Annotated in this window: 27 protein-coding genes; 18 read left to right on the top strand and 9 right to left on the bottom strand. The window is 45.2% G+C overall.

Going from position 1 to position 26,373, the window contains the following annotated elements; translation table 11 throughout:
* Positions 1-38 precede the first annotated feature (38 nt).
* Positions 39-1,388, top strand: coding sequence for a vanadium-dependent haloperoxidase (locus tag AAA943_RS04150; RefSeq protein ID WP_338222990.1), 1,350 nt, complete (start codon positions 39-41; stop codon positions 1,386-1,388).
* A gap of 299 nt (positions 1,389-1,687) precedes the next feature.
* The gene (locus AAA943_RS04145) at positions 1,688-2,275 is read left to right on the top strand and encodes a porin family protein (protein WP_338222989.1); all 588 of its coding nucleotides are present in this window, start codon (positions 1,688-1,690) and stop codon (positions 2,273-2,275) included.
* 514 nt (positions 2,276-2,789) lie between these two features.
* Here AAA943_RS04145 and nadD read toward each other — a convergent pair.
* Genes nadD through AAA943_RS04125 form a run of 4 tightly spaced genes read right to left on the bottom strand, consistent with a single transcriptional unit; the run spans position 2,790 to position 4,818 of the window.
* Positions 2,790-3,356, bottom strand: a complete 567-nt coding sequence (nadD, locus tag AAA943_RS04140; RefSeq protein ID WP_338222988.1) for a nicotinate (nicotinamide) nucleotide adenylyltransferase — start codon at positions 3,354-3,356, stop codon at positions 2,790-2,792.
* 6 nt (positions 3,357-3,362) lie between these two features.
* Positions 3,363-3,941, bottom strand: coding sequence for a guanylate kinase (gene gmk, locus AAA943_RS04135; RefSeq protein WP_338222987.1), 579 nt, complete (start codon positions 3,939-3,941; stop codon positions 3,363-3,365).
* Positions 3,938-4,210 carry an anti-sigma factor gene (locus AAA943_RS04130; RefSeq protein ID WP_338221030.1) on the bottom strand — a complete coding sequence of 91 codons (273 nt, stop codon included), beginning with the start codon at positions 4,208-4,210 and terminating at the stop codon, positions 3,938-3,940. The genes gmk and AAA943_RS04130 overlap by 4 nt, the downstream gene beginning before the upstream one ends.
* A gap of 11 nt (positions 4,211-4,221) precedes the next feature.
* A complete protein-coding gene (locus AAA943_RS04125) occupies positions 4,222-4,818 on the bottom strand; it encodes a sigma-70 family RNA polymerase sigma factor (protein WP_338221031.1) in 597 nt (198 codons plus the stop codon).
* A gap of 41 nt (positions 4,819-4,859) precedes the next feature.
* Here AAA943_RS04125 and AAA943_RS04120 point away from each other — a divergent pair, with 41 nt between their 5' ends.
* The 10 genes from AAA943_RS04120 to AAA943_RS04075 all read left to right on the top strand — a co-directional run bounded on the left by AAA943_RS04120 (position 4,860) and on the right by AAA943_RS04075 (position 16,142).
* Positions 4,860-5,783: a lysophospholipid acyltransferase family protein gene (locus AAA943_RS04120; protein ID WP_338223091.1), complete on the top strand. Its 924-nt coding sequence runs from the start codon at positions 4,860-4,862 to the stop codon at positions 5,781-5,783.
* 188 nt (positions 5,784-5,971) lie between these two features.
* Complete coding sequence (locus AAA943_RS04115; protein WP_338222986.1) at positions 5,972-8,233, top strand: ATP-dependent helicase; 2,262 nt, start codon at positions 5,972-5,974, stop codon at positions 8,231-8,233.
* A gap of 65 nt (positions 8,234-8,298) precedes the next feature.
* Positions 8,299-8,952, top strand: a complete 654-nt coding sequence (locus AAA943_RS04110) for a DUF4290 domain-containing protein (protein ID WP_338221033.1) — start codon at positions 8,299-8,301, stop codon at positions 8,950-8,952.
* Positions 8,953-8,955: 3 nt separating this feature from the next.
* A complete protein-coding gene (gene murA / locus AAA943_RS04105) occupies positions 8,956-10,263 on the top strand; it encodes a UDP-N-acetylglucosamine 1-carboxyvinyltransferase (protein ID WP_338222985.1) in 1,308 nt (435 codons plus the stop codon).
* A gap of 235 nt (positions 10,264-10,498) precedes the next feature.
* Positions 10,499-12,217: an IlvD/Edd family dehydratase gene (locus tag AAA943_RS04100; RefSeq protein ID WP_338222984.1), complete on the top strand. Its 1,719-nt coding sequence runs from the start codon at positions 10,499-10,501 to the stop codon at positions 12,215-12,217.
* A gap of 60 nt (positions 12,218-12,277) precedes the next feature.
* Positions 12,278-13,039 carry an SDR family NAD(P)-dependent oxidoreductase gene (locus AAA943_RS04095; protein ID WP_338222983.1) on the top strand — a complete coding sequence of 254 codons (762 nt, stop codon included), beginning with the start codon at positions 12,278-12,280 and terminating at the stop codon, positions 13,037-13,039.
* Positions 13,032-13,712, top strand: coding sequence for an acetoacetate decarboxylase family protein (locus tag AAA943_RS04090; protein WP_338222982.1), 681 nt, complete (start codon positions 13,032-13,034; stop codon positions 13,710-13,712). The genes AAA943_RS04095 and AAA943_RS04090 overlap by 8 nt, the downstream gene beginning before the upstream one ends.
* The gene (locus AAA943_RS04085; protein ID WP_338222981.1) at positions 13,699-14,481 is read left to right on the top strand and encodes an SDR family NAD(P)-dependent oxidoreductase; all 783 of its coding nucleotides are present in this window, start codon (positions 13,699-13,701) and stop codon (positions 14,479-14,481) included. The genes AAA943_RS04090 and AAA943_RS04085 overlap by 14 nt, the downstream gene beginning before the upstream one ends.
* Before the next feature lie 35 nt (positions 14,482-14,516).
* A complete protein-coding gene (locus AAA943_RS04080; protein WP_338222980.1) occupies positions 14,517-15,176 on the top strand; it encodes a hypothetical protein in 660 nt (219 codons plus the stop codon).
* 84 nt (positions 15,177-15,260) lie between these two features.
* Positions 15,261-16,142, top strand: a complete 882-nt coding sequence (locus AAA943_RS04075; protein ID WP_338222979.1) for a Nif3-like dinuclear metal center hexameric protein — start codon at positions 15,261-15,263, stop codon at positions 16,140-16,142.
* A 55-nt stretch (positions 16,143-16,197) separates the two neighbouring features.
* Here AAA943_RS04075 and AAA943_RS04070 read toward each other — a convergent pair whose 3' ends face one another.
* The 5 genes from AAA943_RS04070 to AAA943_RS04050 form a co-directional block, all read right to left on the bottom strand.
* Positions 16,198-16,626: a sll1863 family stress response protein gene (locus AAA943_RS04070; RefSeq protein ID WP_338222978.1), complete on the bottom strand. Its 429-nt coding sequence runs from the start codon at positions 16,624-16,626 to the stop codon at positions 16,198-16,200.
* A gap of 30 nt (positions 16,627-16,656) precedes the next feature.
* On the bottom strand, positions 16,657-16,851 hold the full coding sequence (locus tag AAA943_RS04065) for a CsbD family protein (RefSeq protein ID WP_338222977.1): 195 nt from the start codon (positions 16,849-16,851) through the stop codon (positions 16,657-16,659).
* Between the two features lie 231 nt (positions 16,852-17,082).
* The gene (locus AAA943_RS04060; RefSeq protein WP_338222976.1) at positions 17,083-17,676 is read right to left on the bottom strand and encodes a gluconate 2-dehydrogenase subunit 3 family protein; all 594 of its coding nucleotides are present in this window, start codon (positions 17,674-17,676) and stop codon (positions 17,083-17,085) included.
* Between the two features lie 3 nt (positions 17,677-17,679).
* On the bottom strand, positions 17,680-19,386 hold the full coding sequence (locus AAA943_RS04055) for a GMC oxidoreductase (protein ID WP_338222975.1): 1,707 nt from the start codon (positions 19,384-19,386) through the stop codon (positions 17,680-17,682).
* Between the two features lie 79 nt (positions 19,387-19,465).
* Positions 19,466-19,897: a DUF2147 domain-containing protein gene (locus AAA943_RS04050; protein WP_338222974.1), complete on the bottom strand. Its 432-nt coding sequence runs from the start codon at positions 19,895-19,897 to the stop codon at positions 19,466-19,468.
* Positions 19,898-20,294: 397 nt separating this feature from the next.
* Here AAA943_RS04050 and tnpA point away from each other — a divergent pair, with 397 nt between their 5' ends.
* The 6 genes from tnpA (at position 20,295) to AAA943_RS04020 (ending at position 26,278) form a co-directional block, all read left to right on the top strand.
* Complete coding sequence (gene tnpA / locus AAA943_RS04045) at positions 20,295-20,741, top strand: IS200/IS605 family transposase (protein ID WP_338222973.1); 447 nt, start codon at positions 20,295-20,297, stop codon at positions 20,739-20,741.
* A 301-nt stretch (positions 20,742-21,042) separates the two neighbouring features.
* Positions 21,043-22,332 (top strand): M20/M25/M40 family metallo-hydrolase, encoded by a 1,290-nt coding sequence (locus AAA943_RS04040; RefSeq protein WP_338222972.1) that lies wholly within the window; start codon positions 21,043-21,045, stop codon positions 22,330-22,332.
* 4 nt (positions 22,333-22,336) lie between these two features.
* Positions 22,337-24,196: an alpha-amylase family protein gene (locus AAA943_RS04035; protein WP_338222971.1), complete on the top strand. Its 1,860-nt coding sequence runs from the start codon at positions 22,337-22,339 to the stop codon at positions 24,194-24,196.
* Between the two features lie 273 nt (positions 24,197-24,469).
* Positions 24,470-24,673 carry a hypothetical protein gene (locus AAA943_RS04030; RefSeq protein WP_338222970.1) on the top strand — a complete coding sequence of 68 codons (204 nt, stop codon included), beginning with the start codon at positions 24,470-24,472 and terminating at the stop codon, positions 24,671-24,673.
* Between the two features lie 98 nt (positions 24,674-24,771).
* Positions 24,772-25,896 (top strand): hypothetical protein, encoded by a 1,125-nt coding sequence (locus tag AAA943_RS04025; protein ID WP_338222969.1) that lies wholly within the window; start codon positions 24,772-24,774, stop codon positions 25,894-25,896.
* Between the two features lie 28 nt (positions 25,897-25,924).
* Entirely contained in the window at positions 25,925-26,278 is a 354-nt protein-coding gene (locus AAA943_RS04020) for a hypothetical protein (RefSeq protein WP_338222968.1), read from the top strand.
* Positions 26,279-26,373: the final 95 nt, after the last annotated feature.

Raw genomic sequence — 26,373 nt, 5'->3', positions numbered from 1 at the left:
GAGCAATCATTTATCACACTTAATTTGAAATACCCACTATGCGTAAGTTTAAAATTACCCTAAGCGCCTTCCTACTGGTTCTGTTGGCTTTTTCCTGTCAGGAAAAAAAGGACTATTCCCAAGCCATCACCGACGGAAGCTATTTCCACCGGGCTCAAAACCGGATCACCGAGGTCATTATTCATGACATCTTCTCTCCTCCTGTAGCTGCGAGGATTTACTCTTATGCCTCCTTGGCTGCCTATGAAGTAGCCGCTGCTACCGACCCGGCCAACTATGCCTCACTGATGGGGCAATTGAATGGGTCCGAGCCGATTCAGGTAAGAGTGCCGGAAGGGATCTATCCACCTTTAGCGGCTCTGGCGGCCTACTATCAGGTAGGTACAGCTTTGATTTTCTCCGAAAACATGATGCACGAGCAGCGGGATGCGGTCTACGCGGAGTTGAAGAAAAAAGGAATCCCTTCGGATGTATTTGAAACTTCCCTCACTTTTGGAACCGAGATCGCCAATCAGGTGATCGCTTACGCCAAAACCGACAATTACCACCAAAGCCGCTCGTTTCCCAAATACACCGTAGTCAGTGACCCGGGCACCTGGCAACCGACTCCACCGGCGTACATGGAAGCGATCGAGCCGCATTGGAACAAGATCAGAACCTTTGTCCTCGACTCTGCCGCTCAATTTAAGCCGCTTCCTCCTCCTCCTTTCTCTACCGAACCGGGCTCACCTTTCTACGAGTTGGCCAAGGAAGTGTACGAAGCGGATATGAATGCCACCAAAGAAAATAAGGACATCGCCATGTTTTGGGACTGCAATCCCTACAAGATGAATGTGAAAGGCCATGTGATGTTTGCAGAGAAAAAAATCACTCCGGGAGGACACTGGATGAGCATCGCATCCATTGCTGCAGCCGGTGCAGGCAAGGACTGGAAAGGAACCGTGGAAGCCTTGGCTTTGACGGGTATTTCCCTGAATGAAGCCTTTATCTCCTGCTGGGATGAGAAATACCGCAGCAAGCTCATCCGCCCTGAGACCTACATCAATCAGCACATCGATGAGGATTGGGTGCCTTTGCTCCAGACTCCTCCTTTTCCCGAGCATACCAGCGGACACAGTGTGGCTTCAGCCGCCTCGGCCTATACCTTGGCTCAGCTTTTCGGAGATGAATTCCACCTAGTGGACAGCTCAGAGGTGGATTATGGGCTTCCGATCCGGGAATTTGATTCCTTTTCCCAAGCGGCACAGGAAGCGGCAATCAGCCGATTTTACGGAGGAATTCATTACCGCCCTGCCATCGAGTACGGAGTGACTCAAGGTACTCAGGTGGGAGAACTGATCTGGCAGCGGATATCGACCAAGCCGGACCGAGTGGCGATGAAGAAGTGAGATTGAAGTCAGAAATTAGAAATCTGAAAGCTGAAAAGACACCAGACTTTAGACATCCGATATTTGACCCAAGATGGAAAATAGAAGATCATGATCCGATTAAATAAAAATCCCGGGCGAGTAGCTCGGGATTTTTTTTCCCGGATAAGATTATCCCAAAGGCTGTTCAAAGCAAGTACCCATCAAAAAAAGAAGCTGATGGTTTGAAATTTTTTTGATTAATAGTATAACGAAATGTTTTCTATTTCCGTAAACTCCATTCAGTTTCTATTTTATTTTAAACAACAAACCCAACATTTATGAACAAAATTCTGGTATTCTTTTTCGCTCTTTTTCTTTCGGGTACAATCCACGCTCAAGATCTGAAATTTGGTCTGAGAGGAGGTCCAAGCTTCACTACTTTAGGGGGAGAAGAAGGTGGTGACGACTCAAAATTCAGGGTCGGATTCCATCTGGGAGGCTTTGTTTCCCTCCCTCTCTCCGATGGAATATGGTTTGAACCTGGTATTCAGTATGCAAATAAGGGAGCCAAAAGTACAGAAGTCGGCACAGCCACTACTGTAAGAAATGGTTACCTTGATTTACCCCTTTTGTTTAAGTTCCAAGGCGGAGAAAAGTTTTATTTCCTGGCAGGCGCACAACCCTCATTTTTGATGTCCTCAGCGATCATCTTGGGAGATGGTGACAACAAAATCACTATCGATGGCAGTGACACCCGTGACCTGTGGAAAAGCAGTGACTTTGCTGCTGTTGTCGGCTTTGGACTCAACCTGGGAACACAGATGCACCTTCAGACCACCTACGAACACGGCTTTGCCAACATCAGCGAAATCTCCGATGATGTATTTAACAGAGGCTTCAAATTGAGTGTTGGAAGAACATTTTAACTTCAAGGCATTTGTCTCCAAAGACTTTCTTCTTATTCCCCATCCACCAGCAAAGAAAATCCAGGAATAAGAAATGCATGCTAACCTCCGTGGATGACCGTCCATCAAAGGCAGATGGGTTTCTAGCTTTAGAGTAATCTTAGCCTGAAAAAAAACAATCTTCAAATCAAGAAAGTCCCGAGAGAATAGCTCGGGATTTTTTTATTGAGGGAGATTGATCCTTTAAATTGAAAGGAGTTTCCGGTTCATTCCGGGATTTTGATTTTACGAGTTTAACAACTTAATTTAGTCGGTCATCAGGACAGATCCCAAAACTCCAGTCCGAAGAATACTTTTTTCATAGTTTTTAAAGAGTTTGATTTGGTTAAAAAGTTTTTGGTCCAAAAACAACTTCATCTTGAAGTTGAAACTAAGTTAAACTTAACCTCATGTCTAGGAAATACCTGGCTAATTAACTTACAAAATATTTCAATAGGAGGTCTTTTTTTGAAGATGGAAAAAACAAATCCAATAGCTAGTGATATAGCTTCTTGGCTAGGATGTACTCCTCCACCTTTTCTGGCAAAAGGTACTTGACCGAAAATCCTTCCTGAATGGACTTCCGGATAAAAGTCGCCGAAATGTCCAAAAGAGGCGCCTCAATCGTCCTCACCTTGGGGTGATCAAAACCGACCGGATCTCCGGGACGGGGATAGACCAAGACCTCGTATTGTTCCAAGATGACCTGGTAGTTTTTCCACTTTTTGAAATGGGTCAGATTATCCGAACCCAAAAACAGGACAAACTGATGCTGGGGATGCTGTTCACTCAGGTAGGTCAGCGTGTCGATGGTGTAGCTGGGCTTGGGCATACGAAATTCCACATCACAGGCCCGAAAATGAAAATGATCTTCAATGGCGAGTTCCACCATCCGCAGCCGGTCAAACTCGTGGACAAGAGACTGCTGTTTTTTAAAGGGGTTTTGGGGACTGACTACAAACCATACCTCATCCAAATCAGTTCGATCGTAAAGTGTATTGGCTATAATAAGATGGCCAATATGGATGGGATTAAAGCTTCCAAAATATAGCCCGATTTTCATGAACCCTTATTTGGCTAAAAAATCTGAAACCAACTTCACGGCTTCACCAGAAGATTTCTCGAAGTCGTCATTCAGGATCGTCACATCAAACTGCGGGGCAAAGGTCATCTCAAACTCGGCTTTGTACAACCTTCTCGAGAGAGATTCCGGAGATTCTGTCCCCCGGTCATTGAGTCGGGAGGCCAGTACTTCCATGCTGGGAACTTGCACAAAAATGGCCAATGCCTGATCTCCAAAGTACTTTTTCAAAGCCAATCCCCCTTTGACATCCACATCAAAAATAACCGCCTTGCCGCTGTCCCAGATACGCTGCACTTCTTCCTTGAGCGTACCGTAAAAATTCCCCTCGTACACCTCTTCCCACTCCACAAAGGCATCCTGATCGATCTTCTGCTTAAACTCAGCGATGCTCAAAAAGTAGTAATCTCTACCATGTACTTCATGCCTGCCTCGCTTATCCCGGGTACAGGCCGAGATGGAAAATCCTAGATCGGAGACGTGCTGAATCAGGTGCTTGACTAGGGAGGTTTTCCCGGAACCAGACGGGGCAGAAAAGATAATGGCTTTGCCGGAGGCTTTACTCATTTGATTTCTTGGATCTTTTGGCGGATGGAATCAGCCAGTTTATCAGGACAGGGTTGCTTGGTGCATTTGGTTTTGAGTACTTCCCGGATGGCTTGCTCCAGGTGAAAATGCTCAAAGCAAGGCTGACATTTAGCCAGCTTTTCTTTGAGGACGTCCTTGCCTTCCTCACCCATTTCTCCGTCCAGAATACTTTCCAGCAGCTGAAAACACTTGCTCACGTCGCTGCACTGCAGCTTCCGCTCTCCTGCTGATTGTTCGTTTTTTTCCATTGGTAATCGTTTTATTCCTCCTCTTCGTCTGTATTGTAGCCCATAGATTGGGCGTATCCTCTCAGTTTGTCCTTGAGCAGATTCCTTGCTCTGTGAAGCCTGGACCGGACCGTCCCGATGGGAATGTCCAGAATCTTAGCCATTTCTTCGTAAGTAAACCCTTCCAAATCAGCCAAAATGATGACTGTACGGAAGTCTACTGCCAAAGCATTGAGAGCATTAGAAATCTCATCACCGAGCATATCCTTGACCGATTCAGCCCTCAGATCGGTAGTACTTTGGTAGTCAACATCATCTGAGTTGTAGAAAGTTTCCACTTCCTGATAATCTACCTTTGCGGGCTGCTTGCTCTTCTTGCGATACTCGTTGATAAAGCTGTTTTTCAGGATCCGAAAAAGCCAGGCCTTGGCGTTGGTTCCCTGCTCAAATGAGTTGATAAACCGGAAAGCCTTCATGTAGGTATCCTGTACCAAATCCTTGGCATCGTCTTCATCAAAAGTGAGCCGAAAGGCAAAATTGTACATGGAGTCTATGTGTGGCATAAACTCCCCATCAAAGATGGCGGTCTTCTCCTCCGGAGTGTATTTCCTGCGCTGTACTTCAGACATAAGCTTCAAAAGTAATCAAAGCCTGAATTTATCCCTAAAGTCTGAACCGAAAGTCAGTCTATTTCATTTATTTTGTTGCAAAGGCTCAAAGACAGGAGCCAAAATTTCCCTGCATCTCTTTAGCTATGTTTTTCTTCAGACTCATTTCCCGTCTGCCACTCCCTGTTTTGTATCTGTTTTCGGATGTCCTGTATCTGATCGCCAGGTACGTGATTCGCTACCGCAAAAAAGTCATTGACGAAAACCTACGGCATGCTTTTCCCGAAAAATCAGCCGAAGAGCGAAAAGCTATTCGAAATCGCTTCTACCGCAACTTCACCGATGCTTTTTTTGCCGAAACCATCAAAATGCTGACCATCTCCGAAAAGGAATTGAGACAACGCTTTCAGGTAGTCGGACAGGAAATCATCGATGCGGAAGTGCTCAAAGGAAAAAGTTCCTTGATGATGGCCGGGCACGTATTCAACTGGGAAATGGCCATCCTCGGAGTGGCTCTGAATACCCAAGTTACTGCGGAGACGGTCTACCTCAAGTTGAACAATCCCTTCTTCGACAAGCTTATGCTCGCCATCCGAACCCATTTCGGAGGAGTGATGACCGAGAAAAGAGAATTCAGAAAAAGCATGATTACCATGAGATCTGAGCCGAGAATTGTACATTTGGCAGCGGACCAAAGACCTCCCGGAAAGGAAAAGCGCTACCAAAGAGACTTTCTCAACAGACCAGCTTATTTCTTCGAAGGGGGAGAGTTCATGGCCAAAAAGATGGAGCTTCCAGTTTTCTTTGGCACCATGACCAAACTGAAGCGGGGACATTACCGATTTGAATTTGACCCATTGGCCAGCCCTCCCTATGAAAACGCAGCTCCGCACAGCATCACGGATGAATTTTGCCGAAGGCTGGAAGACAATATCCGTCAGCAACCGGATCTATATCTCTGGAGTCATAAGCGATGGAAAGTGTAAAAGTTGGAAAGTGGAAATGTTGTAAGGTTGGAAAGTTTGGGATGTGAAGATTATAAGGAAGGTTCAAAAATGTTTCTCCATAAATCGCTACCTGACCCTTCCGTCTTCCGTCTCCGGTCTTCCATCTTCCATCTTCGCTCCTCCGTCTCCAAACTTGAAACCAGATACTTGATACTCGATACTTACTAATGGATTATCTCAAGGAACTCAACCCCCCACAGCGGGAAGCTGTAGAACGTACCGATGGACCGGTCATGATCATTGCCGGTGCAGGTTCAGGCAAGACCCGTGTGCTTACCTACCGGATTGCCCATCTGATCTATGCCAAAGGGGTCGATCCTTTTCAGATTTTGTCTTTGACATTTACCAATAAGGCTGCGAGCGAGATGAAGCACCGGATCGAAAAGCTCGTGGGACTGGAAGCCAGAAATACCTGGATGGGGACTTTTCACTCTGTTTTTGCGAAAATCCTGCGAGTGGAGGCCGACAAAATCGGCTATCCTTCCAACTTCACCATCTACGATACTGACGATTCGAAATCCCTGATCCGCTCTATCGTCAAGGAAATGAGGCTCGATGACAAAGTGTACAAGCCGGGAGTGGTCCTTTCCCGGATTTCAGGTGCCAAAAACCGACTCATTTCCTGGCAGGCCTATCAGGCAGATCCCTTCGTGAAAGCGGATGACGAGGCCGCCATGAAACCCAAAATGGGTGTCATCTATCAGAGGTATCAAGAGCGCCTGTTCAAAGCTGGAGCAATGGACTTTGACGACCTGCTTTTCAATACCAATGTACTCTTCCGCGACCACCTGGATGTGCTCAACAAGTATCAACAGCGCTTTCGCTACGTGATGGTGGATGAGTTCCAGGACACCAACGTCTCCCAATATTTGATCACCAAAAAGCTCGCCGCTGTCCACCAAAACATCTGTGTGGTCGGAGACGATGCCCAAAGTATCTATGCTTTCCGCGGAGCGGATATCCAAAACATTCTCAACTTCGAAAAAGACTATCCGGACCTCTTTGTGGTCAAGCTCGAGCAAAACTACCGCTCCACCAAGACCATCGTAGAAGCAGCCAATTCGATCATCGATAAAAACAAAGCCCAGCTCAAAAAAGTAGTATGGACCTCTAATCCCGATGGTGACCTGATCGAGCTGATCAAGGCCACTTCAGACAATGAGGAAGGCAGGATCGTGGCGACCACCATTTTTGAAGAAAAAAACAACAAAAAGCTCAACAACAGCGACTTTGCCGTCCTCTACCGCACCAACTCCCAATCCCGTGCGATAGAAGAGGCACTGCGCAAAATGAACCTGACCTACAAGATCGTCGGAGGCCTCTCCTTCTACCAACGAAAGGAAATCAAAGACCTCATGGCCTACCTGAGATTTACGGTCAATCCAGCAGATGAAGAAGCTTTCAAGCGAATTATCAATTTTCCCAAAAGAGGAATCGGGGATACCTCGGTAGAAAAAATCCTGGTCGCCGCTTACGAGCATGACATTCCCCTTTGGCAGGTAGTGCAGAATGCGCACAGTTTTCTCCCGGGAAGAGCAGGAAATGCCGTGGATGATTTCGCCACCACGATCAAAGCCTTCCAAATCGAAATGGAGCGAAAAGACGCCTACGAAGTGGCTAGTTCCGTAGCCAAGCAGAGTGGCTTGCTGCGCGAACTCTACGAGGACAAAACCATCGAAGGACTCAACCGCTACGAAAACGTACAGGAACTTCTCAATGCGATCAAAGAATACGTGGACAACCCCGAAAATCCTGACAAAAGCCTTGGTGCTTTCCTTCAGGAAATCGCCTTGCTCACTGACAACGATCAAGACAAAAACCAGACAGATGCCATCACGCTGATGACCATTCACTCCTCCAAAGGGCTGGAGTTCAAGCAGGTCTTCGTGGTGGGATTGGAGGAGGATCTTTTCCCATCCCAAATGATGATGCAGAGCAGGGAAGACCTGGAAGAGGAGCGGAGACTCTTCTATGTGGCCACTACCCGAGCCATGGACAAGCTCTATCTGACCTATGCTTTGACCCGCTACCGCTTTGGGCGCTTGCTCAATTGCGAGCCGAGTAGGTTTCTAGAAGAAGTGGATCCCTCCACTATCAAAGTCAACAAGCGCATGTCTGCAACCAGAGAAATGCCAGGAGCCTTGCGAAGTGAGGGCCTTCCGGGAGCTCAGGGATTTATCGGAATCAAAAAGCAGCCCGAAACCCGCACTCCTGTGCAGATGAAAATCCACACCCCAAGTCCGGACTTCAAGCCCTCCAATACCAACAACCTCCAAGCGGGGCAGTTGGTGGAGCATCCTAAATTCGGCTATGGAAAGGTACAGAAAATTGAAACCGAGGGACTTAACCGAAAAGCTACCATCCAATTTGAGCATTTTGGGGAGAAAACATTATTGCTTAGCTTTGCCAAGCTCAGAATCATAGACTGATCCCCTGCTTCGGAATCCTTTTGGTGAATTTTTTTTACCTTTTACATGGAAATCCGAGAAGCAAAATGGAGCATACACCACCTGATAAACAACATCTTATTTTGAAAGAATACGGAAATAACATCCAACAGCTCGTAGATCATGTAGCTGGCATCGAGGATAGGGAAAAGAGGACGCAAAGTGCCTACACCATCATCGAAATCATCAAGCAGCTCAACCCATCCATGAAGCTGGAAAACGATCAGAAACTTTGGGATGATCTCTACATCATGTCTGACTTCAAGCTGGATGTAGATGGACCTTTTCCCAAGCCTGAAAAAGAGTTGCTTGGCAAAAAGCCCCTTCCCATTGGCTATCCACGTGGAGAGGTCAAATTCAAGCATTACGGCCGAAACATTGAAAAACTGATCGAAAAAGCCATCGAAATCGAAAACGATGAGGAGCAGGAAAATGCCATCATCTATATCGGTCAGCTGATGCGGAGCTTTCACTCCACTTGGAACAGGGACAATTTCGATGATGGCATCATCATTGATGACATCAAAACACTCTCACGAGGCAAGCTTCATATCGACTTGGAGAAGGTAAGAGAAAACGCGCTCTTTGAATCCAATACCCGCAGGGACTTCAAAATCCCACATGTGGAAGAAGGATCCCATAACTCCAAGAAGAAGCATCACAATAAAAAACACCGAAACGGTCACAAAAAACGCAGATAATAAATGGCATCTTTTAGAGTCACCGGAGGCACCCGCCTCCAAGGTGAAATCATCCCCCAAGGAGCAAAAAACGAGGCGCTTCAGATTCTTTGCGCTGTACTCCTCACCCCGGAAAAAGTGACCATTCACAAAATCCCCAATATTCGGGATGTGAATAAGCTCATCGAGCTACTTTCCGACATGGGCGTAAAAGTGGAAAAATTAGGCCCTGAATCCTACCGGTTCCAAGCAGATCAGGTCAATCTGGACTACCTGGAAACTGAGGATTTCCTAAAAAAGGCCTCTGCACTCAGAGGTTCGGTGATGATTTTGGGACCACTCTTGGCCCGATTTGGCAAAGGCAAACTTTCCAAGCCCGGAGGAGACAAAATCGGGCGAAGAAGAATGGACACCCACTTCTTCGGTTTCCAAAAACTCGGGGCAAAATTCCACTACGATTCCAAAAATGAGATTTTCCATATTGACGGAAAAAATCTGAAGGGAACTTATATGCTCCTTGATGAGGCTTCGGTCACCGGTACGGCCAATATCGTCATGGCCGCAGTCTTGGCCGAAGGGAAAACCACCATTTACAATGCCGCCTGCGAACCCTACTTGCAGCAGCTTTGTGACATGCTCAATCGCATGGGCGCAAAAATCACCGGAGTAGGTTCCAATCTCCTTCACATTGACGGGGTAAAGGAGCTTGGAGGAACGGAACATACCATGCTTCCCGATATGATTGAGATCGGCTCCTTCATCGGTATGGCAGCCATGACTCAGTCGGAGATTACGATCAAGGACTGTCAGATTCACCGATTGGGAATCATTCCCGACACCTTCCGCAGGATGGGAATACAGATGGAGTTCAGAGGAGATGATATTTTCATCCCAGCTCAGAAGCACTACGAGATCGAAACCTTCATCGACGGGTCGATTTTGACTGTTGCTGATCAGATTTGGCCGGGGTTTACTCCGGATTTGCTCTCCATTGTGCTTGTCACGGCCACTCAGGCCAAAGGGACAGTCTTGGTTCATCAAAAGATGTTTGAGTCCCGTCTCTTCTTCGTGGACAAATTGATCGATATGGGAGCTCAGATTATCCTTTGTGATCCACACAGAGCCACCGTCATCGGACTCGACAGAAAATATCCGTTGAGAGGCATACGCATGACCTCTCCGGACATCCGTGCTGGAGTAGCCCTGCTGATCGCTGCTATGTCTGCCAATGGAGTCTCTGTCATTGACAATATCGAGCAGATCGACCGAGGCTATCAGAATATCGATGCGCGATTGAATGCCTTAGGGGCAAAGATTGAGCGGATTTCCTGACAATCGGGTTGAATCAGGTCAAAACCATTTCCCTTGCTCTAGGAAATTTATTTCAAACGGACACTTTTTGTAAATCTTCGGGAAGAGGTGAACCCACTTTCCGAAGATTTATTTCTGATAAATTATAAAGATTCCTCTTAGAATAAAGGGCCAAAAGTTTTCAACAGATAGGTTTTTCTCTGGAATTGGGATTTTTTGGTAACTTCTGACCAAATTCTCTCAACCCGAAAAACCAATGTCAAAGAAAAAACTCCGAAGCCAAGAATGGTACGGCCGTACCGGTAAAGACGGAATCATTTACCGCTCCTGGATGAAAAATCAGGGGCTTCCCCACCATCTTTTTACCGGAGAAAAGCCGGTCATCGGCATTTGCAACACTTGGTCCGAACTCACGCCCTGCAATGCCCATTTCCGGGATTTGGCCGAAGCCTTGAAAAGAGGAATCTGGGAAGCAGGAGGATTTCCGCTGGAATTCCCGGTGATGTCCCTCGGCGAGTGCTCCATCAAGCCCACAGCCATGCTTTTCCGCAATCTTGCCTCCATGGATGTGGAAGAGAGTATCCGCGCCAATCCTATGGACGGGGTCGTGCTGATGTGCGGCTGCGATAAAACCACTCCTTCACTCGTGATGGGCGCTGCCTCTGTCAATCTTCCCACCTTGGTCCTTTCCGGAGGCCCAATGCTGATTGGAAGATTCCGGGGGAAAAAGATCGGCACTTCCGATATCTGGAGATTTGCCGAGGACTACAAAGTAGGAAAGCTCACCCAGGAAGACATGATCGAGGTGGAATCCTCCATGTCCCGGTCCATTGGGCACTGCGCTCCCATGGGTACCGCCTCCACCATGGCTGCTATGGTAGAGGCCCTCGGGTTGGCACTTCCGGACAATGCCACCATTCCAGCGGCAGATTCCAGACGAAAAGTCCTGGCACATTTGGCGGGAATGCGGATCGTGGAGATGGTCAAAGAAGACCTCACCATGGACAAAATCCTGACCCGAAAAGCCTTTGAAAACTCCATCATGGTCAATGCCGCTATCGGAGGCTCCACCAATTTTATCCTGCATCTCACGGCTATCGCCAAGCGGATCGGAGTGGAACTGGATCTGACTGATTTTGACCATTTCTCCGCAAAAATCCCCCTAATTGCCAATGTGCAGCCTTCAGGAGAGCATTGGGTGGAGGACCTCTTCTACGCAGGAGGCATGCCCGCTGTCATGAAGGAAATCCAAAAGCACCTGCATACCGATGCCCTGACAGTCAACGGAAAAACCATCGGCGAAAATATCTCCAATGCCCAATGCTGGGACCGCAACCTGATCGGCACACTCGAAAATCCCATCAAACCGGAGTCCGGAATCGCGGTGCTCAAAGGAAATCTTTGTCCTAATGGTGCCGTGCTCAAGCCTTCTGCAGCCACTCCAAGCTTACTCAAACATACAGGAAGGGCTGTGGTCTTTGAAAATATCGATGACTATAAAGCCAAGGTAGATGATCCGGAATTGGATATTGATGAGACCTGTGTGATGGTGATGAAAAACGTGGGACCCAAAGGCTATCCGGGCATGCCGGAAGTGGGCAACATGGGATTGCCCAAAAAGCTCCTCGAAAAGGGTGTAAAAGACATGGTAAGAATCTCCGACGGGCGGATGAGTGGAACGGGATTTGGCACCGTGGTGCTGCACGTTTCGCCTGAATCTGCTATCGGCGGTCCTTTGGCCTTGGTCAAAAACGGAGATTTGATCGAACTTGATGTACCCAATCGCAGCCTTAACCTGCTCATTTCCGAGAAGATATTCGAAGCCAGAAGAAAGGACTTTATACCCACCCAGCTTCCTTACGAAAGAGGTTATGTCAACCTTTTCTTGGATAAAGTAAATCAGGCTCACGAAGGGGTCGACTTTGATTTCCTTCAGGGAAGCTCAGGTTCGGAGGTGAAAAGAGATTCTCATTAAATTGAGGAAACCCATCCTCCAAGGATTTACAACCCTTGAAGGCCCTAATACCAGCGCACTATGAAAAACCCAAAAGTAGCCATCATCACCGGGGCCGGACAGGGAATCGGCTTGGAAATCGCCCGAAAACTGGTCGAAAACGGAGGTCAGGTTATCCTGAATGATTTGGAAAAAAGTCTGACCGAAGAAGCCGTGGCCAACCTTTCCCGAATGGGGAAAGGCTCTGTTTTGGGTTGTTCTGGGGATTCTGCAGATCCAGATGTGATAGAGGAGTTAATTTCCCTAGCAAGGGGAAATTTTGGAAGAATCGATCAAGTGGTTTGTAATGCTGGGATCACCCTGTTTGGGGGATTTTTAGACTATTCCCGTGAGGATTTCCAAGAAGTGATGCGAGTCAATCAAGGAGGAACCTTCTTTCTTACCCAAGCAGCCGCCCGGGTTATGCGGGAGCAGAAATCAGGAGGTTCCATCCTTTTCACCTCTTCGGTCACTGCCCATCAAAGCCATGAAAATCTGGCTGCCTATGCCATGAGCAAAGCCGCCGTGGAGATGTTAGCCAAGAATCTGGTTCTCGAACTGGCACCCATGGGCATTCGGGTCAATGCCATTGCTCCGGGAGCAACCCTGACCGAAAGAACTACTTCAGATCCTGACTACGCGTCCACCTGGTCCAAACTCACTCCTATTGGCAGGCCTGCTTCTACCACGGATATTGCTGAGGCGGCCTTCTTTTTGCTTTCGGATTCGGCACGACATATCACCGGCCAAACTCTTGTCGTAGACGGAGGATGGACTTCCATTAGCCCATCACCCTATGGATGAAAGCCAAGTAAATAGCTCAGGTTTTGCAAACTCCAAAAAGGTTCCTGCCCCTTGGGAATTGATGGGCGAAGGAATTATCCTGATCTATAAATTCTCCAAGGATTGGGTAGAAGAAAAAAGCAGGCTACCCGCCCATCTCCAAGGCCAATTCAAAGGCGGGTTGGGCTTTGTGATGTTAGTAGACTATCAAAAATCCCCGGTAGGACCCTATAGAGAGCTGTTGATCATTCCCGGTAAGTTTGGACAGCCCAAAAAGCAAGCGATCACCCATATCTACGTGGACTCGGAAGCCAGCACCCAAAACGGTAGAGCCAATTGGGGAATCCCCAAAAACACTGTGCCTTTCTCTTGGGAAAAAAGCAAAGGATCGGATCAGATTTCCATTTACTCTGGAAAGAAAAAGGCCTTTTCTGCGACTATCGACCATGGAGGAATCCCTTTTCCTGTGACGACCTCCCTCCTTCCAATGGACCTAAGACAGCTTTGGGAAAAGCACACCTTCCTTACTTTGCCGAAAGGAAAAGGCTGGGGCAAGCTGGCCAAAATAAAAAGCTTGAAACTTGATCCGGCATTTTTCCCGGATATCCGCGAAATCCGCCCTCTTTTGGCAGTGAAGGTCAATCCATTTCATATCCATTTCCCTCAACCTACCATTTTGGATGAGTCCGTTTGATCAGGCGAAAATAATTCTCACCGGCGCGGGTTCAGGAATCGGCTTGGCTCTTTTGCGTCAGCTTTATCCCCATACCCGACAAATCCTTGCCGTGGACTTTAATCCAGTCTATTTAGAACAACTCCGTCAGGAATTTCCAGAACTCGGAGGAATTTTAGAGGCAGATTTAAGCAAAAAAGAAGGAAATGAAAAGATACTGGAATGGGTAAGCAACCATTGGGAGGGAGTCGAATTTTGCTTTGCCAATGCTGGAAAGGCAGCATATGGACCGGCGGAGAATCAGGGTTGGGAAAATATGGAAAGCCTTTTCCAGCTCAATGTGTTTTCCCCGATTCAGCTCGGATTCCAATTGAGAAAGCAATTTCCAAGTGAAAAATTCAGGCATGTGATCACCTGTTCGGCGATTGCCTTTTGGGCAGTGCCGGGATATAGCATCTATGGTGCTACCAAATCTGCTCTTTTGCAATGGGCGAGGGGACTTTGGTCAGAAAAAGATGGAGATTGGCTGACTTTAGTCTTCCCCATTTCCACGTCCACCCGTTTTTTTGAAACCGCAGGAAAGAACATCCCCAAGGCTTTTCCTATCCAATCTCCCGAAACTGTCGCTCGGAAAATCCTGGATGGAAGCAGCAAGGGCAAGAAGAAAATATTCCCTTCCCCGCTTTTCCGGATCATGCTCCATTTGAACAATTTTCTGTACCTCATCCGTCCTGGCTATCAACTTTCCGAATATCAAAAACTGAAATCCTGGGTATCCAAACCTAGTTAATTATCTGTAGTTTAGTCTTCAATCAATTTTATCCTATGAAAAACCTCCTCCCTTTACTCCTTTCTGTCCTTCTTTTGTACTCCTGTGCTACCAAAGAAGAGACCCCGGATTCCTTGCCTCTTCAAGTGGCTAAAGCCTATGGAATCGAAAATTTTGATCAAGTCAACTCCATCGCCTACACCTGGAATGTGCAGCGGGATTCGGTAAATGTGCTATCCCGAGACTGGAAATGGAATATCAAAGAACGAACCGTATACTATTCCGGACCGGATACGACCTACACCTATTCCCTGGATGCGGATTCCCTACCTCCTGCCGACGCGGGCTTTGTCAATGACAAATACTGGCTAATGATGCCTTTCCAACTGGCATGGGATACAGGCTATACCTTTGAAACCAAGGAAAATGTCTCCACCCCGATCAAAGGCACCAATTCCACCCAGCTGACCATTGTCTATGCCCCAGGAGAATCCAAATCACCCGGTATGGGTTATACTCCGGGAGATGCCTACGATTTGTATTTGGATGAAAACAACAAAATCCTCGAGTGGACCTTTCGAAGAGGAAACGGGGACAGCGGAAGAACCTGGACTTGGGAAAACGAGCAACAGTTTGGTCCTGTCACCTTCGCCTTGGATCATATGGGTCAGGATGGCAATCGATTCATTTGGTTTACCAATGTGAAAATTGATTAAACCCTTTATTTAGAATAATACAGCTGTGGGCGAACTCGCTTACAGCTTTTTTTTACTTTTAACCGAACCTACATTCCCAAAAACATGAACAGAAGAAATTTTATCCAAACCACCGGAGCTCTGATTGGATCTGGTGTGCTGGCTAATCCTTTGGATGCATTTTCATTTTCTGCCCAAAAAAACTGGACCGTGGGAGAGATTATGGACACCTTCATTGCACAGGTGCCCAATGCTCCTTTTGCCCAAACTGTGGACACGATCAAGGTAGGTTCCAGAGACACGGTAGTGACCGGAGTAGTGACGACCATGTTTACCACCATGGAAATCATCCACCAAGCCATCGAGCTGAAAGCCAACCTGATAATTCCCCACGAACCCACTTTTTTCTCCGGGCAGGATGAGACGGATTATCTGCAGGAGGACCCGGTATTCCGTGCCAAATATGATTTGATGGAGAAAAACGGAATCACGCTGTGGAGAAATCACGACTATGTACACCGAATGACCGATGATGGAGTGAGAGTTGGCGTAGTCGGAGATCTGGGCTGGAATGCCTACTACACACCGGGTAGCCGGATTCTGAACATTCCCAAAACAGACCTTCGCGGATTGATCAATCACATCAAAACTAAACTGGGAGTGCCAGCGATGCGCTACGTAGGAGATTTGAATCAGTCATGCGAAAAAGTCCTCCTTCTTCCCGGGGCTGTGGGGGGCCGACTCCAAATCACTCAGATCATGGAGCACCGCCCGGATGTGTTAGTCTGCGGCGAGTCCAACGAATGGGAAACCCCCGAATATGTCCGGGCTGCCAATGAGATCGGCATGAAGCTTTCCATGATTGAGATTGGCCACTCTGCAAGCGAGGAGGGCGGTTCCGAATTTGTTAAAAATTGGTTGAACCAGCATATGCCGGGATTACCTGTATATCACATTCCTTCCGGGAACTCCCTTTTGGTATTTTGAAAAAAAAGGCCAGTCGCACCCGAACTGGCCTTAAGTTTTAGAGAAATAGAAGTCGTTAAGATTTTTCTTTCTCAAACGTTTCTTCCACGTTAATTTTAAACTTCTTCCATTCGTTTTCTATGTCACGAGTGGTATTGTTCACAGCAGTCTTTACATCCTGCCATGTATTTTCTGTGGCAGTTTCGATGTCTTTCAATGCTTTACCTACATCGGATTTCTCTTCCTGGAGCTCGTTTTCCATTTCCTCAATTTCGGCCTTGGCTTCCGCAGTTGCTTCGGCTTTTTTGGCCTCCAGTTCTTGGATTTTCATATCGATTTCTGCTTCCAGTTCACGAAGTTCAGCACGTAACTCACTTCGTTCATCTTCAAACTCTAGGTTAATTTCTACCACTTCTTTTTCCTGCTGATCAGATTTGGATTCACAGGATAGTGCGGATAGCCCAAGAAGGGCAATGCCAGAAAGTACTATTAGCTTCGTTTTCATATTTTTATAAGTTTAGAAAATGGGTTGAGTTTATAGTCGGTTGATTTCTTCCTTGATTTCGTCGATTGAACGGCCGAGTTTCCGCTGCAATCTCCCCAAAAGCTCATCGGTCTGCCCCTCTTCATACATCAGGTCATCTTCGGTGAGTTCGGCATACTTTTGCTTAAGCTTACCTTTAATTTCTTTCCAAGAACCTTCGATTTTTAACTTAGTGTTGGTTTTCATGATTTCATTAGTTAAAAGTGAAACAAACAATTCTGAACGAAAAAGTTCAATTCATGTGCCAAGGGAGTTTTTGAGCGATTTTGGGGGATTTGGAAATATTAAGGTGTGGAATTTCTCCACATTTTGAGGAGATTGGATAAAAAACTCACAGATCAGTCCAAATACAGGTTTGATGATCTCTTTGAATAGAGATGAGCTGTGAGATTTGCGCAGATAACTTCCCTCACTAGTTTACAAGCTCCAAGTATTCCCCACCTCAGAGAGTGGCATACATCCTCGGTATTCTCCGGGAATTGGATCATAGCTCAGGACATTTTTACCAATCTCTTCCGAACTGAAATAAGCCCAAAGTACAGTCGATTTCAATCCCCGGTAAAATCCCACCGGTTCACGAGGCCCTACCGCACCTCCCCAAACAGTTTTCGGGAATTTTGGAGAATTGGCCTCGTGCTCCTTGAAGCAGTTTGCTTTGTCTTCTGCTGAAAGCTCGGCGAAGACTTTACCATATTTTGCCTTGCAATCAGCATTGAATTTTTCAATGTCCGCAACAACCTGATTTTGCCCTGCCTCATCATAAGTTTTAGCATACATCAGATCTATGAACACATCTGCCTTCACATCTAATCCTCCCGGTGTTTCGGTTTTTGGTAAAAGGAAATCCACAAATGAAGATATAAATCTGGCTTGATCTTCACTCAAAAATTGAGGAGTCCAAGTCAATCGATCTGTTTTGGCACAAGCATGAAGTAGGCTAATCAAGGTAGGTGCTCCAGCTGCTGCTCCCAATGCCAAAGCTGATTTTTTTAGTGCGTCGCGTCTGTTCATGGCTTAGAGATTGAGTTTTTTGAGTTCAGATACGGCATGATTGGCAGCCCGAGCGGTCAATGCCATGTAGGTTAAAGATGGATTGACACAGGAGGAAGAAGTCATGCAAGCCCCATCGGTAACATAAACATTAGCGCAGCCATGCACTTGATTGTTCCCATTCAAAATGGAGGTTTTGGAATCCCTACCCATTCGAGCGGTACCCATTTCGTGAATTCCATAGCCCATTTCGTGCTTGTTGTCAAATTCCATCACATCTTTCAATCCTGCGCGCTCTAGCATTTCCTTGGCATCCTGACGGGCCTGATCATTGAGAGCCAATTCATTGGCTTTCCATTCTGCATCGATGGATAGCGTAGGCTGCCCCCATTTATCCAAGACATCTTTGTTGAGATAGACTTGATTTTCATGATAGGGAAGACATTCTGAAAATCCGGTTATGAAAAACTCCCAAGGACCAGGTTTCATTAAGCCGTCTTTGAAATCTCCTCCAAAAGCCTCCTGATTGCTTCCTGCTCCCCAACCGGCTCTACCTCCACCACCTTGGAAACCAAATCCTCGCACAAACTTGTCGGACTGTGGACCATCTTTCAGATTGACATAGCGGGGAATATAGATTCCGTTGGGTCTGCGGCCTTTGTAATATTGGTCTTCGAAACCCTCCACCGTCCCCATAGCACCGACCCGATAGGTATGATCCATCAAGTTGTGACCGAGTTCACCAGAGTCATTTCCCAAGCCATTTGGAAAACGATTAGAAGTAGAATTCATCAAAATCTGGGTGGTGCTTAAGGTAGAGGCATTGACAAAAATGATTTTAGCCTTGTATACAATCTCCTCGCTTGTTTCCGCATCAATGATTCTTACACCTGAAGCTTTTCCTTTTTGCTCATCATAAACGACCGACTGCACAATGGAAAAAGGCCGAATGGTTAGGTTACCTGTTGCATTAGCCGCTGGGAGAGTAACCGCATTACTTGAAAAATAGGCGCCATAAGGGCAGCCCCGATCGCAACGATTACGGAACTGGCACTTCCCTCTGCCGTTCAAAGGCTCAGTCAGATGGGCTACCCGCCCAATAATCAGGTTTCTTCCATTGAAATCCTTTTCAATTCGTTCCTTGACGTGTTTTTCTACACAGTTCAATTCCATCGGAGGTAAAAAGTGAGAATCTGGCAATTGGGGAAGTCCTATCGCTTCCCCACTAATTCCGGCAAATTTCTCCACATGGGTATACCAAGGAGCGATGTCTTTATAGCGTATGGGCCAATCAACACCATGACCGTCCTTGGCATTGGCTTCAAAATCCAAATCCGACCATCTATAGGTTTGTTTGCCCCAAAGTAAGGATCGTCCACCCATCTGATGAGCTCGAACCCACATAAAGGGTTTGACTTCGGTATAAGGGTTTTCGAGATCATTGGCATGAAAGTGCTCATTGAAAGCTCCGATAAAGCCCGAACGTCCACCTTTAGGGTGTTTGGCTTTTTGCTCAGGTGTAAGTCCTCCACGGAGTTCATGCTCCCAAGGGTCAAACGTCATAGTAGGATAGTCTACCACGTGCTCAACGATGCGTCCCCGCTCAAGGACTAGGGTTTTGAGCCCGGCTTCGCAAAGTTCTTTTGCAGCCCAGCCACCGCTGATTCCCGAACCGATGACAATGGCATCATAAGTCAGGTTTTTGTCAGCGTCGATGTTAAAATTGGCCATTTACAATAGGTTTATCAAACCTAAGTTTAGCCATTTTTTTCTGGGGAAAGTATTGAAAAATCAAAAATTCTGAATGAGATCAATTTTGTCTAGTCCACTCCACTGTTCTACCGAACATCGAAACCCCGATATAACCTCTCACTTCAAGTACATCAGGGCTTTTCAAATTCATAACACAGGAATAAGTCTTTCCATTTTTCGGATCATATATCGTCCCATCCTCCCAAGTACCGTCGTCGTAAACAAAACCCTTTAGGATTTTCAATCCCAAAATCGGTTGGTCTCGAAGCGACTTGTCTGCGTTATTTTTATCCAATTTTGGCTTCCCATTTTCTGTAGGCTCTTTCAGCCAACTGATCCGGCCAAAATACTTTCCATTTTCTTTATAAATCTCAATTCTGCCGTCTTTTTCGGTGTTGTTCCAGACACCTAAAATTGCATCGGCATTTTGAGCATGAAGAGTTAGAGTAGTAACAAAAAGAAGAAAAAGACTCGCAAATAGGGTTTTCATAATTAAAATATTTGGTGATTGTCATCAATTAACGAAGTCAAAAGGACATGGTTTAAATCGAAAGTAGGTAAAAAAACAAATTTTAAGATTGGAAAGGAATTGACTTTTGATTCATGTCAAATTCTGATGGGTTTGATTAAAAAATCTAGGACATAACAGGTCGCACTCTCAGGGCTCTTGGGAATAAATCCCTATCTGTTACCCCAAATTGAATTTGGGGCCATTACTGAACGCAACTTTGGTGCTTTTTTGAAACTGGCCAATTTTGAAAAAGAGCCAAAGGCACGCTCTATGAAAGCCCAGAATTCAATTCTGGGTATTAGGATTAAATGTTTATTTTAAGAGCCCCAACGGGGCGATCTATATTCATTTTTCAAAACATAAAATTTTTGGTGACATGCTACAGTCCCTAGCCAAAATCTACCTCCACATCGTTTTTTCCACCAAGAATCGAATCCCGATGATATCTGAAGAAATCAGGGCAAAGGCCCAAGCCTATTTTGTGAAAGTTGGAGCCAATTTGGGCAGTTTTACTGAAGAAATTTTCATTATGCCAGACCATATTCACTGGCTTTGTACACTTCCAAGAACAATCACTATTGCCGATTTGGTGAAAAACGTCAAAATCTCCAGTTCCATAAAATACAAGGAACTAATCCATCACCATTTCGAATGGCAAAAGGGTTATGGTGCATTTTCTGTCAGCCAATCCAAATTGGATACGGTCAAAAAATATATCCAAAATCAACAGAAACATCATCAAAAAATAGATTTCCAAACCGAATACAGGAGGTTTTTGGAGGAATATCATATTGAATTTGATGAAAAATATGTTTGGGATTGAATGAGAATGAGGATTTATTCATTACAGATCGCCCCTTCGGGGCTCTAAATAATATACTGGATCATTTATCCCAAAATTGAATTTGGGGCTGGCACGGAACGCACCTTTGGTGCTTTTCAACTGGTCAGTGATAGCCCAGAATTGAATTCTGGGTTTATAATCAATTTTATGTTTTTAAAGAGTGCCAAAGGCCTGCCTGACCGTCAGGCAGGCACGATCTGTATCTGATTTTATATCCAATATCCTAGGATAAAAAAAACCGAACCTTGCCCCCAGTAATTTTTTCGGCTATTTTCCACCCATGAAAAAAATCACCCTGATCCTCATTCTGGCCTTTGGACCGCTTTTCTCTTTTGCGCAGCAAAAACTCAATGCTGACGAGCAAAAACTCATCGAACTGATCGACAAAAACTACCACGAAACGGTCGCTCTCCTCGAGGAAGTCATCAATATCAATTCCGGTTCGCTGAACAAAGAAGGCGTGCGGGAAGTAGGACGTGTTTTCGCCCGGGAATTCGAAAAAATCGGCTTTCAAACCGAGTGGGTGGAAGTGCCCGAGAAAGTGAATCGGGCAGGTCATTTTGTCGCCACACGAAAAGGAAATAAAGGCAAAAAACTCTTTCTGATCGGGCATATTGATACGGTTTTTGAAAAAGACATGCCCTTCACTCCTTTCACTTGGCTGAATGACAGCACCGCCACCGGACAGGGCGCCAATGACATGAAAGGCGGTGATGTGTTGGTTTTTGCCAGCCTGAAAGCCCTGCATGAACTCGGAATGCTGGATGACCGAACTGTCACCGTTTACTTTATGGGAGATGAGGAGAGTTCGGGGGACAATGAGCTCTCCAGAAAAGACTTTATCGAGCGATCCAAATCCCACGATATCGCTTTGGGATATGAGACTGCTCAGGGATTCAATTCTGTCACAGTTGCCCGGAGAGGTTCCAGCGGCTGGACTTTGAAAACTACCGGCCGGCAAAGCCATTCCAGTGGAGTTTTTGGCCAAAATGCCGGCTACGGAGCGATCTACGAAGCCGCCAGAATTCTGAATGAGTTTCGCGAAGCCCTTTCGGAAGAAAAGTACCTGACCTTCAATCCTGGCCAGTTTATAGGGGGTTCGGATATTTCCTACGATTCGAAAACAGGAAAAGGGGAAGCCTTGGGCAAAACCAATATCGTGGCAAGAGAAGCTTACGTGACCGGAGATCTGCGCTTTTTGGGAGAGGCCCAAAAGGAAGCGGCAAGAGCCAAAATGCGTGAAATCGTCGCCAAAAACCTCCACCAAACGGATGCAGAAATTACCTTTCGGGATGGGATACCTTCCATGAGTCCTCGGGAAGAAAACTACGAATTGGCAGCAATCCTGAATCAAGTAAGTTTGGATATGGGATTGGGTGAAGTGAAGCCAGGCGATCCGGGAAGCCGGGGCGCGGCTGATATTGCCTATGTGGCCGAGATTCTCCCCGGCTTGGATGGTTTGGGGGCTTCAGGTCGCGGTGCCCACGCTCCTGGAGAGACCATCAACATGAAGCAATTCCCCGATCTGATCAAAAGAAATACGATTTTACTGTACCGATTGACCCGATAACCTGATGAAGAAATTTTTAATCCCGGCGGTTTTGGTAGCAGCAGCCCTTTCCTGCCAAGCTCCCCAACCCCAAGAACCCGAACCTATGAAACCCCAGAAAATCATCGTTTATCAGGTTTTTACCCGCCTTTTTGGCAATACAAACACCACCAACAAACCTTGGGGAACCAAAGAAGAAAACGGGGTCGGGAAGTTCAACGACTTCACAGATACCGCTTTGGAAGAGATCAAAAAGCTTGGGGTGTCCCATATCTGGTACACGGGAGTCCCGCATCATGGCGTGATCGGGGATTTTCCGGAAATCGGTGTGAGCTCAGACGATCCGGATATCATCAAAGGCCGCGCAGGTTCACCCTATGCCGTTCGGGATTACTACCAAGTCAATCCCGACTTGGCGGTGGATGTGACCAAGCGGATGGAGGAGTTTGAGGCGCTGATCGCCCGAACGCACAAGCACGCCATGAAAGTGATCATCGACATTGTGCCCAACCACGTGTCGCGTCATTATGTAGGAAAAAACAACCCTGCCGGAGTTCGGGACTTTGGGGCAGACGATGACAAAACAGTAGAATACTCCAAAAACAACAACTTCTACTACATTCCAGGTCAGGATTTTGTCGTGCCTGCGGCAAAAAATGGATACAAGCCTCTCGGGGGAGAAAAGCATCCGCTGGCCGATGGGAGATTTGAAGAAAAGCCAGCGAAATGGACAGGCAACGGTTCTCGTTTGGCGCAACCTGATTTTTACGATTGGTACGAGACAGTCAAGATCAATTATGGGCTAAGTCCCGATGGGAAAAAGGATTTTGATGAGTTGCCAGCGGGTGCGGACTCCTTGGATTGGAAGGCACATTATGACTTTTGGCAGGGCAAAGACGTGCCGGATTCCTGGAAAAAATTTAAAGACATTACTCAGTTTTGGCTTGGCAAAGGCGTGGACGGATTCCGCTTCGACATGGCCGAGATGGTGCCGGTGGAGTTTTGGTCCTACCTGAATTCCCATATCAAAAAGACCAATCCGGAAGCATTTCTTCTGGCCGAAGTATATAACCCAAACCTGTACCGAGACTACATCCACAAGGGAAAAATGGATTACCTCTACGACAAGGTGGAGCTCTATGACACCTTGAAGCATATCATGCAGGGTCATGGTTCGACGGATAATTTGGTGCAGATTTTGGAAGGATTGAAAGATATTGAGCATCACATGCTTCACTTCCTTGAAAACCATGACGAGCAGCGCATCGCCAGTCCTGAGTTTGCCGGAAATCCCTGGAAAGCCATGCCTGCCATGGTCGTGTCAGCAACCGTTTCCACTTCTCCTACCATGATCTATTTCGGGCAGGAAGTGGGTGAGCCGGGAGCAGAAGATGCAGGCTTTGGTGATCCAAGTAGAACCTCCATTTTTGACTACATCGGGGTACCGCAGCATCAGAAGTGGATGAACGGAGGGAAGTTTGATGGAGGCCAGCTAACTGAAAATGAAAAAGCCTTGCGCAACTACTATGCTGAGGTGCTCAACTTCACCCGAAACAACTCGGCGCTGATGGGAGAGTATATGGAATTGCATTCCTTCAACCGATCCCAAAACCCAGCCTATACCAACAAAGCCTTCGCTTTTGCCCGATGGGATGAGAACCAGAAGCTGATCGTAGTGACCAACTTCGACGAATTCAAATCGGTGAAAACAACGCTTAAACTTTCTCCGGAATTGCTCAAGGAATGGAATTTAGGACCAGGCGAACGGGAGATCAAAGAAGTGATGTTTGGAAAGAAGAAGACTATGCTTCGGGTCACTGATGAAGGGGCTGAAATTGACTTGGATTTTGGACCTTGGGAGTCGGCGGTGTTTGAGGTGAGGTGATTGTTTCCCGCAGATTTTCGCAGAAAAAGACATAGATTTTTATTGAATAATTATCTCCCCAAGACGAAAAGGTAATCCATTCAATAAGGGCTGCCAATGGGAATCTAGATTAAAACGAAAAATAAATTATTTAAGTCTAAAAGAATAAAATATCGGTCCAAGCCTCGAACATGCCTTTTTCAAGTAATTAGTGTCAACCCAATAACAAATTCATTAACATTCATTAACATATATTATTTTTATTTTTGAATTGTTCAAATTAATCAACAAAATATGTCAAAACTCAAAAACATCCTTTTAGCATCCTTTTTTGTGATGGGAGTTTTCTTTTTTACCACTTCAAAAAGTGTAGGAAGTAACTGCCCAGCTGGAAATAAGGGACTTTGCATTTATGTGAATGGTGCACCCGCTTCTTGTGGAAATGCGGTTGGAAAAACGGCAGATTGCAAACCACCCAGTGATGAAGAACTAGGCTAAATGTTTGCTTAATCCAAAAAAGTAATGCAGAGTTGATATGAATCCACCAATCAACTCTGCATTTATCTGATAAAACCCTCCGTATCATTCAATACTCTATGGCTACTAATAGTCTAAGGAAATATTCTTTATTCCTTATTTTTCTATTTTTTATTCAGTGCGCTTACAAGGAAAAAAATCTTGAAAATAAAGGAGCGAAATTGAATAAAATTGGGGAAAAAATATTTAAAATTGATTCTATAACTACAAACATTCCTCAAGATATCCAAATTTTTGATGATGGAGATAAGGTAATCTTTGTGTTATTAAATGCCCCAAAAAACGAATTGCAGTTTTATGACTTTAATTCAGGCGATTTAATTCAAAAGAAAACTTTGGATGAAAATTTTTTTGGAAAAGTTTCTGATTTTTATATCCACAACCTTGATTCAATTTTCATATCCTCTACAACTAAAACTTCATTATGGCTAATCAATGGTCAAAGTGAAATTTTGAGAACCATGAAAATTAATACCCCAATCGGGTCTTCTTTGCCTATTGGAAATGAAAATGTAGTTTACAGTAATTCAAAAGTTATTGTTTCAACACAAGTTGCTATTTTTAATTCGGAAGGAATAGAGAATTCTCCTCTTGTTTTTGTTTTTGATTTGAAAAACCCATTCACGGAAAATCAATCACTTGAGTATTTGAATTATCCTCAAATTTATCGTAGTTCCTATTCTCCCGAACTAGGTTTGTATTATAATGGGTTTGATAAAAAGAACCAGAAAATATACCATGGTTTTTCCGCATACGATTGGGTTTATTTATTTGACATAAAAACCGAGAAATTGGATTCGTTAGAAGTAAAGCCAATCTTGGATTTTTCTATAGAACCATCTTCTCCATCCGATCTGGAAAATGTTAATACGCGCCAATACTACTATTATACGAATTACAATTACGGGTACATATTGATAGAGCCAATTGACAGATATTTACTTAGAATTTTTTACACACCTAAATACAATATTAAAAAAAATGAGCCGATAAAATTTAATGAATTAAAGCCTAAATCTATAATTATTTCAGATTTGGATTCAGGAACATTTAAAGGCCAATTTATCCTTTCAGACAAACACAATGAAGGCTTAATCTTTTCATTGGATAAAAATATTTACATAAATAAAATTCAAGATAATGAAGATGAAATCATTTTTGAAATTTATACTATTGTTGAGTAGTTTATTGTGTAGTCTAGCTTGCTCAAATGTGAACAAACCTCAAAATGAAATAAAAAAAATAATTTCTAATTGTGAATCTTGCCCTAAAAATTTTAAATTCGTTATGCTTATTCCTTCTTTAGGTTGCGTGGGATGTATTTCAGACGCAGAGGAATTTTTGAAAGAAAATATAAATAATTCTGACTACTTGTTTGTTTTGGAAGAAGTACAATCTAAGAAAATGCTTAAAATCAGACTTGGATTTGACTTCGAACGAAGTGAAAGGGTTATTTATATAAATAATAAAATTAATTTTCTTGAAGAATTTACATCTCCTCTAATTTTTGATACGTCAACAGGTTCGATATCTCCTTGGGAAAAATTGCAGGTCTTTCAGAATTGAAATAATACCGGTTCAAAGTAATATGCTTTTTAACTCCCTAAAATTCGATACAATTCCAGAATTAGATAAAAGTCCCCTCCGCTGATTTTTCACTT

The sequence above is a fragment of the Algoriphagus confluentis genome, from assembly GCF_036245625.1.
Taxonomy (GTDB): domain Bacteria; phylum Bacteroidota; class Bacteroidia; order Cytophagales; family Cyclobacteriaceae; genus Algoriphagus; species Algoriphagus confluentis.
The sequence above is the reverse complement of the archived record's forward strand: the minus strand, read 5'-3'. Positions and strand labels throughout refer to the sequence as shown.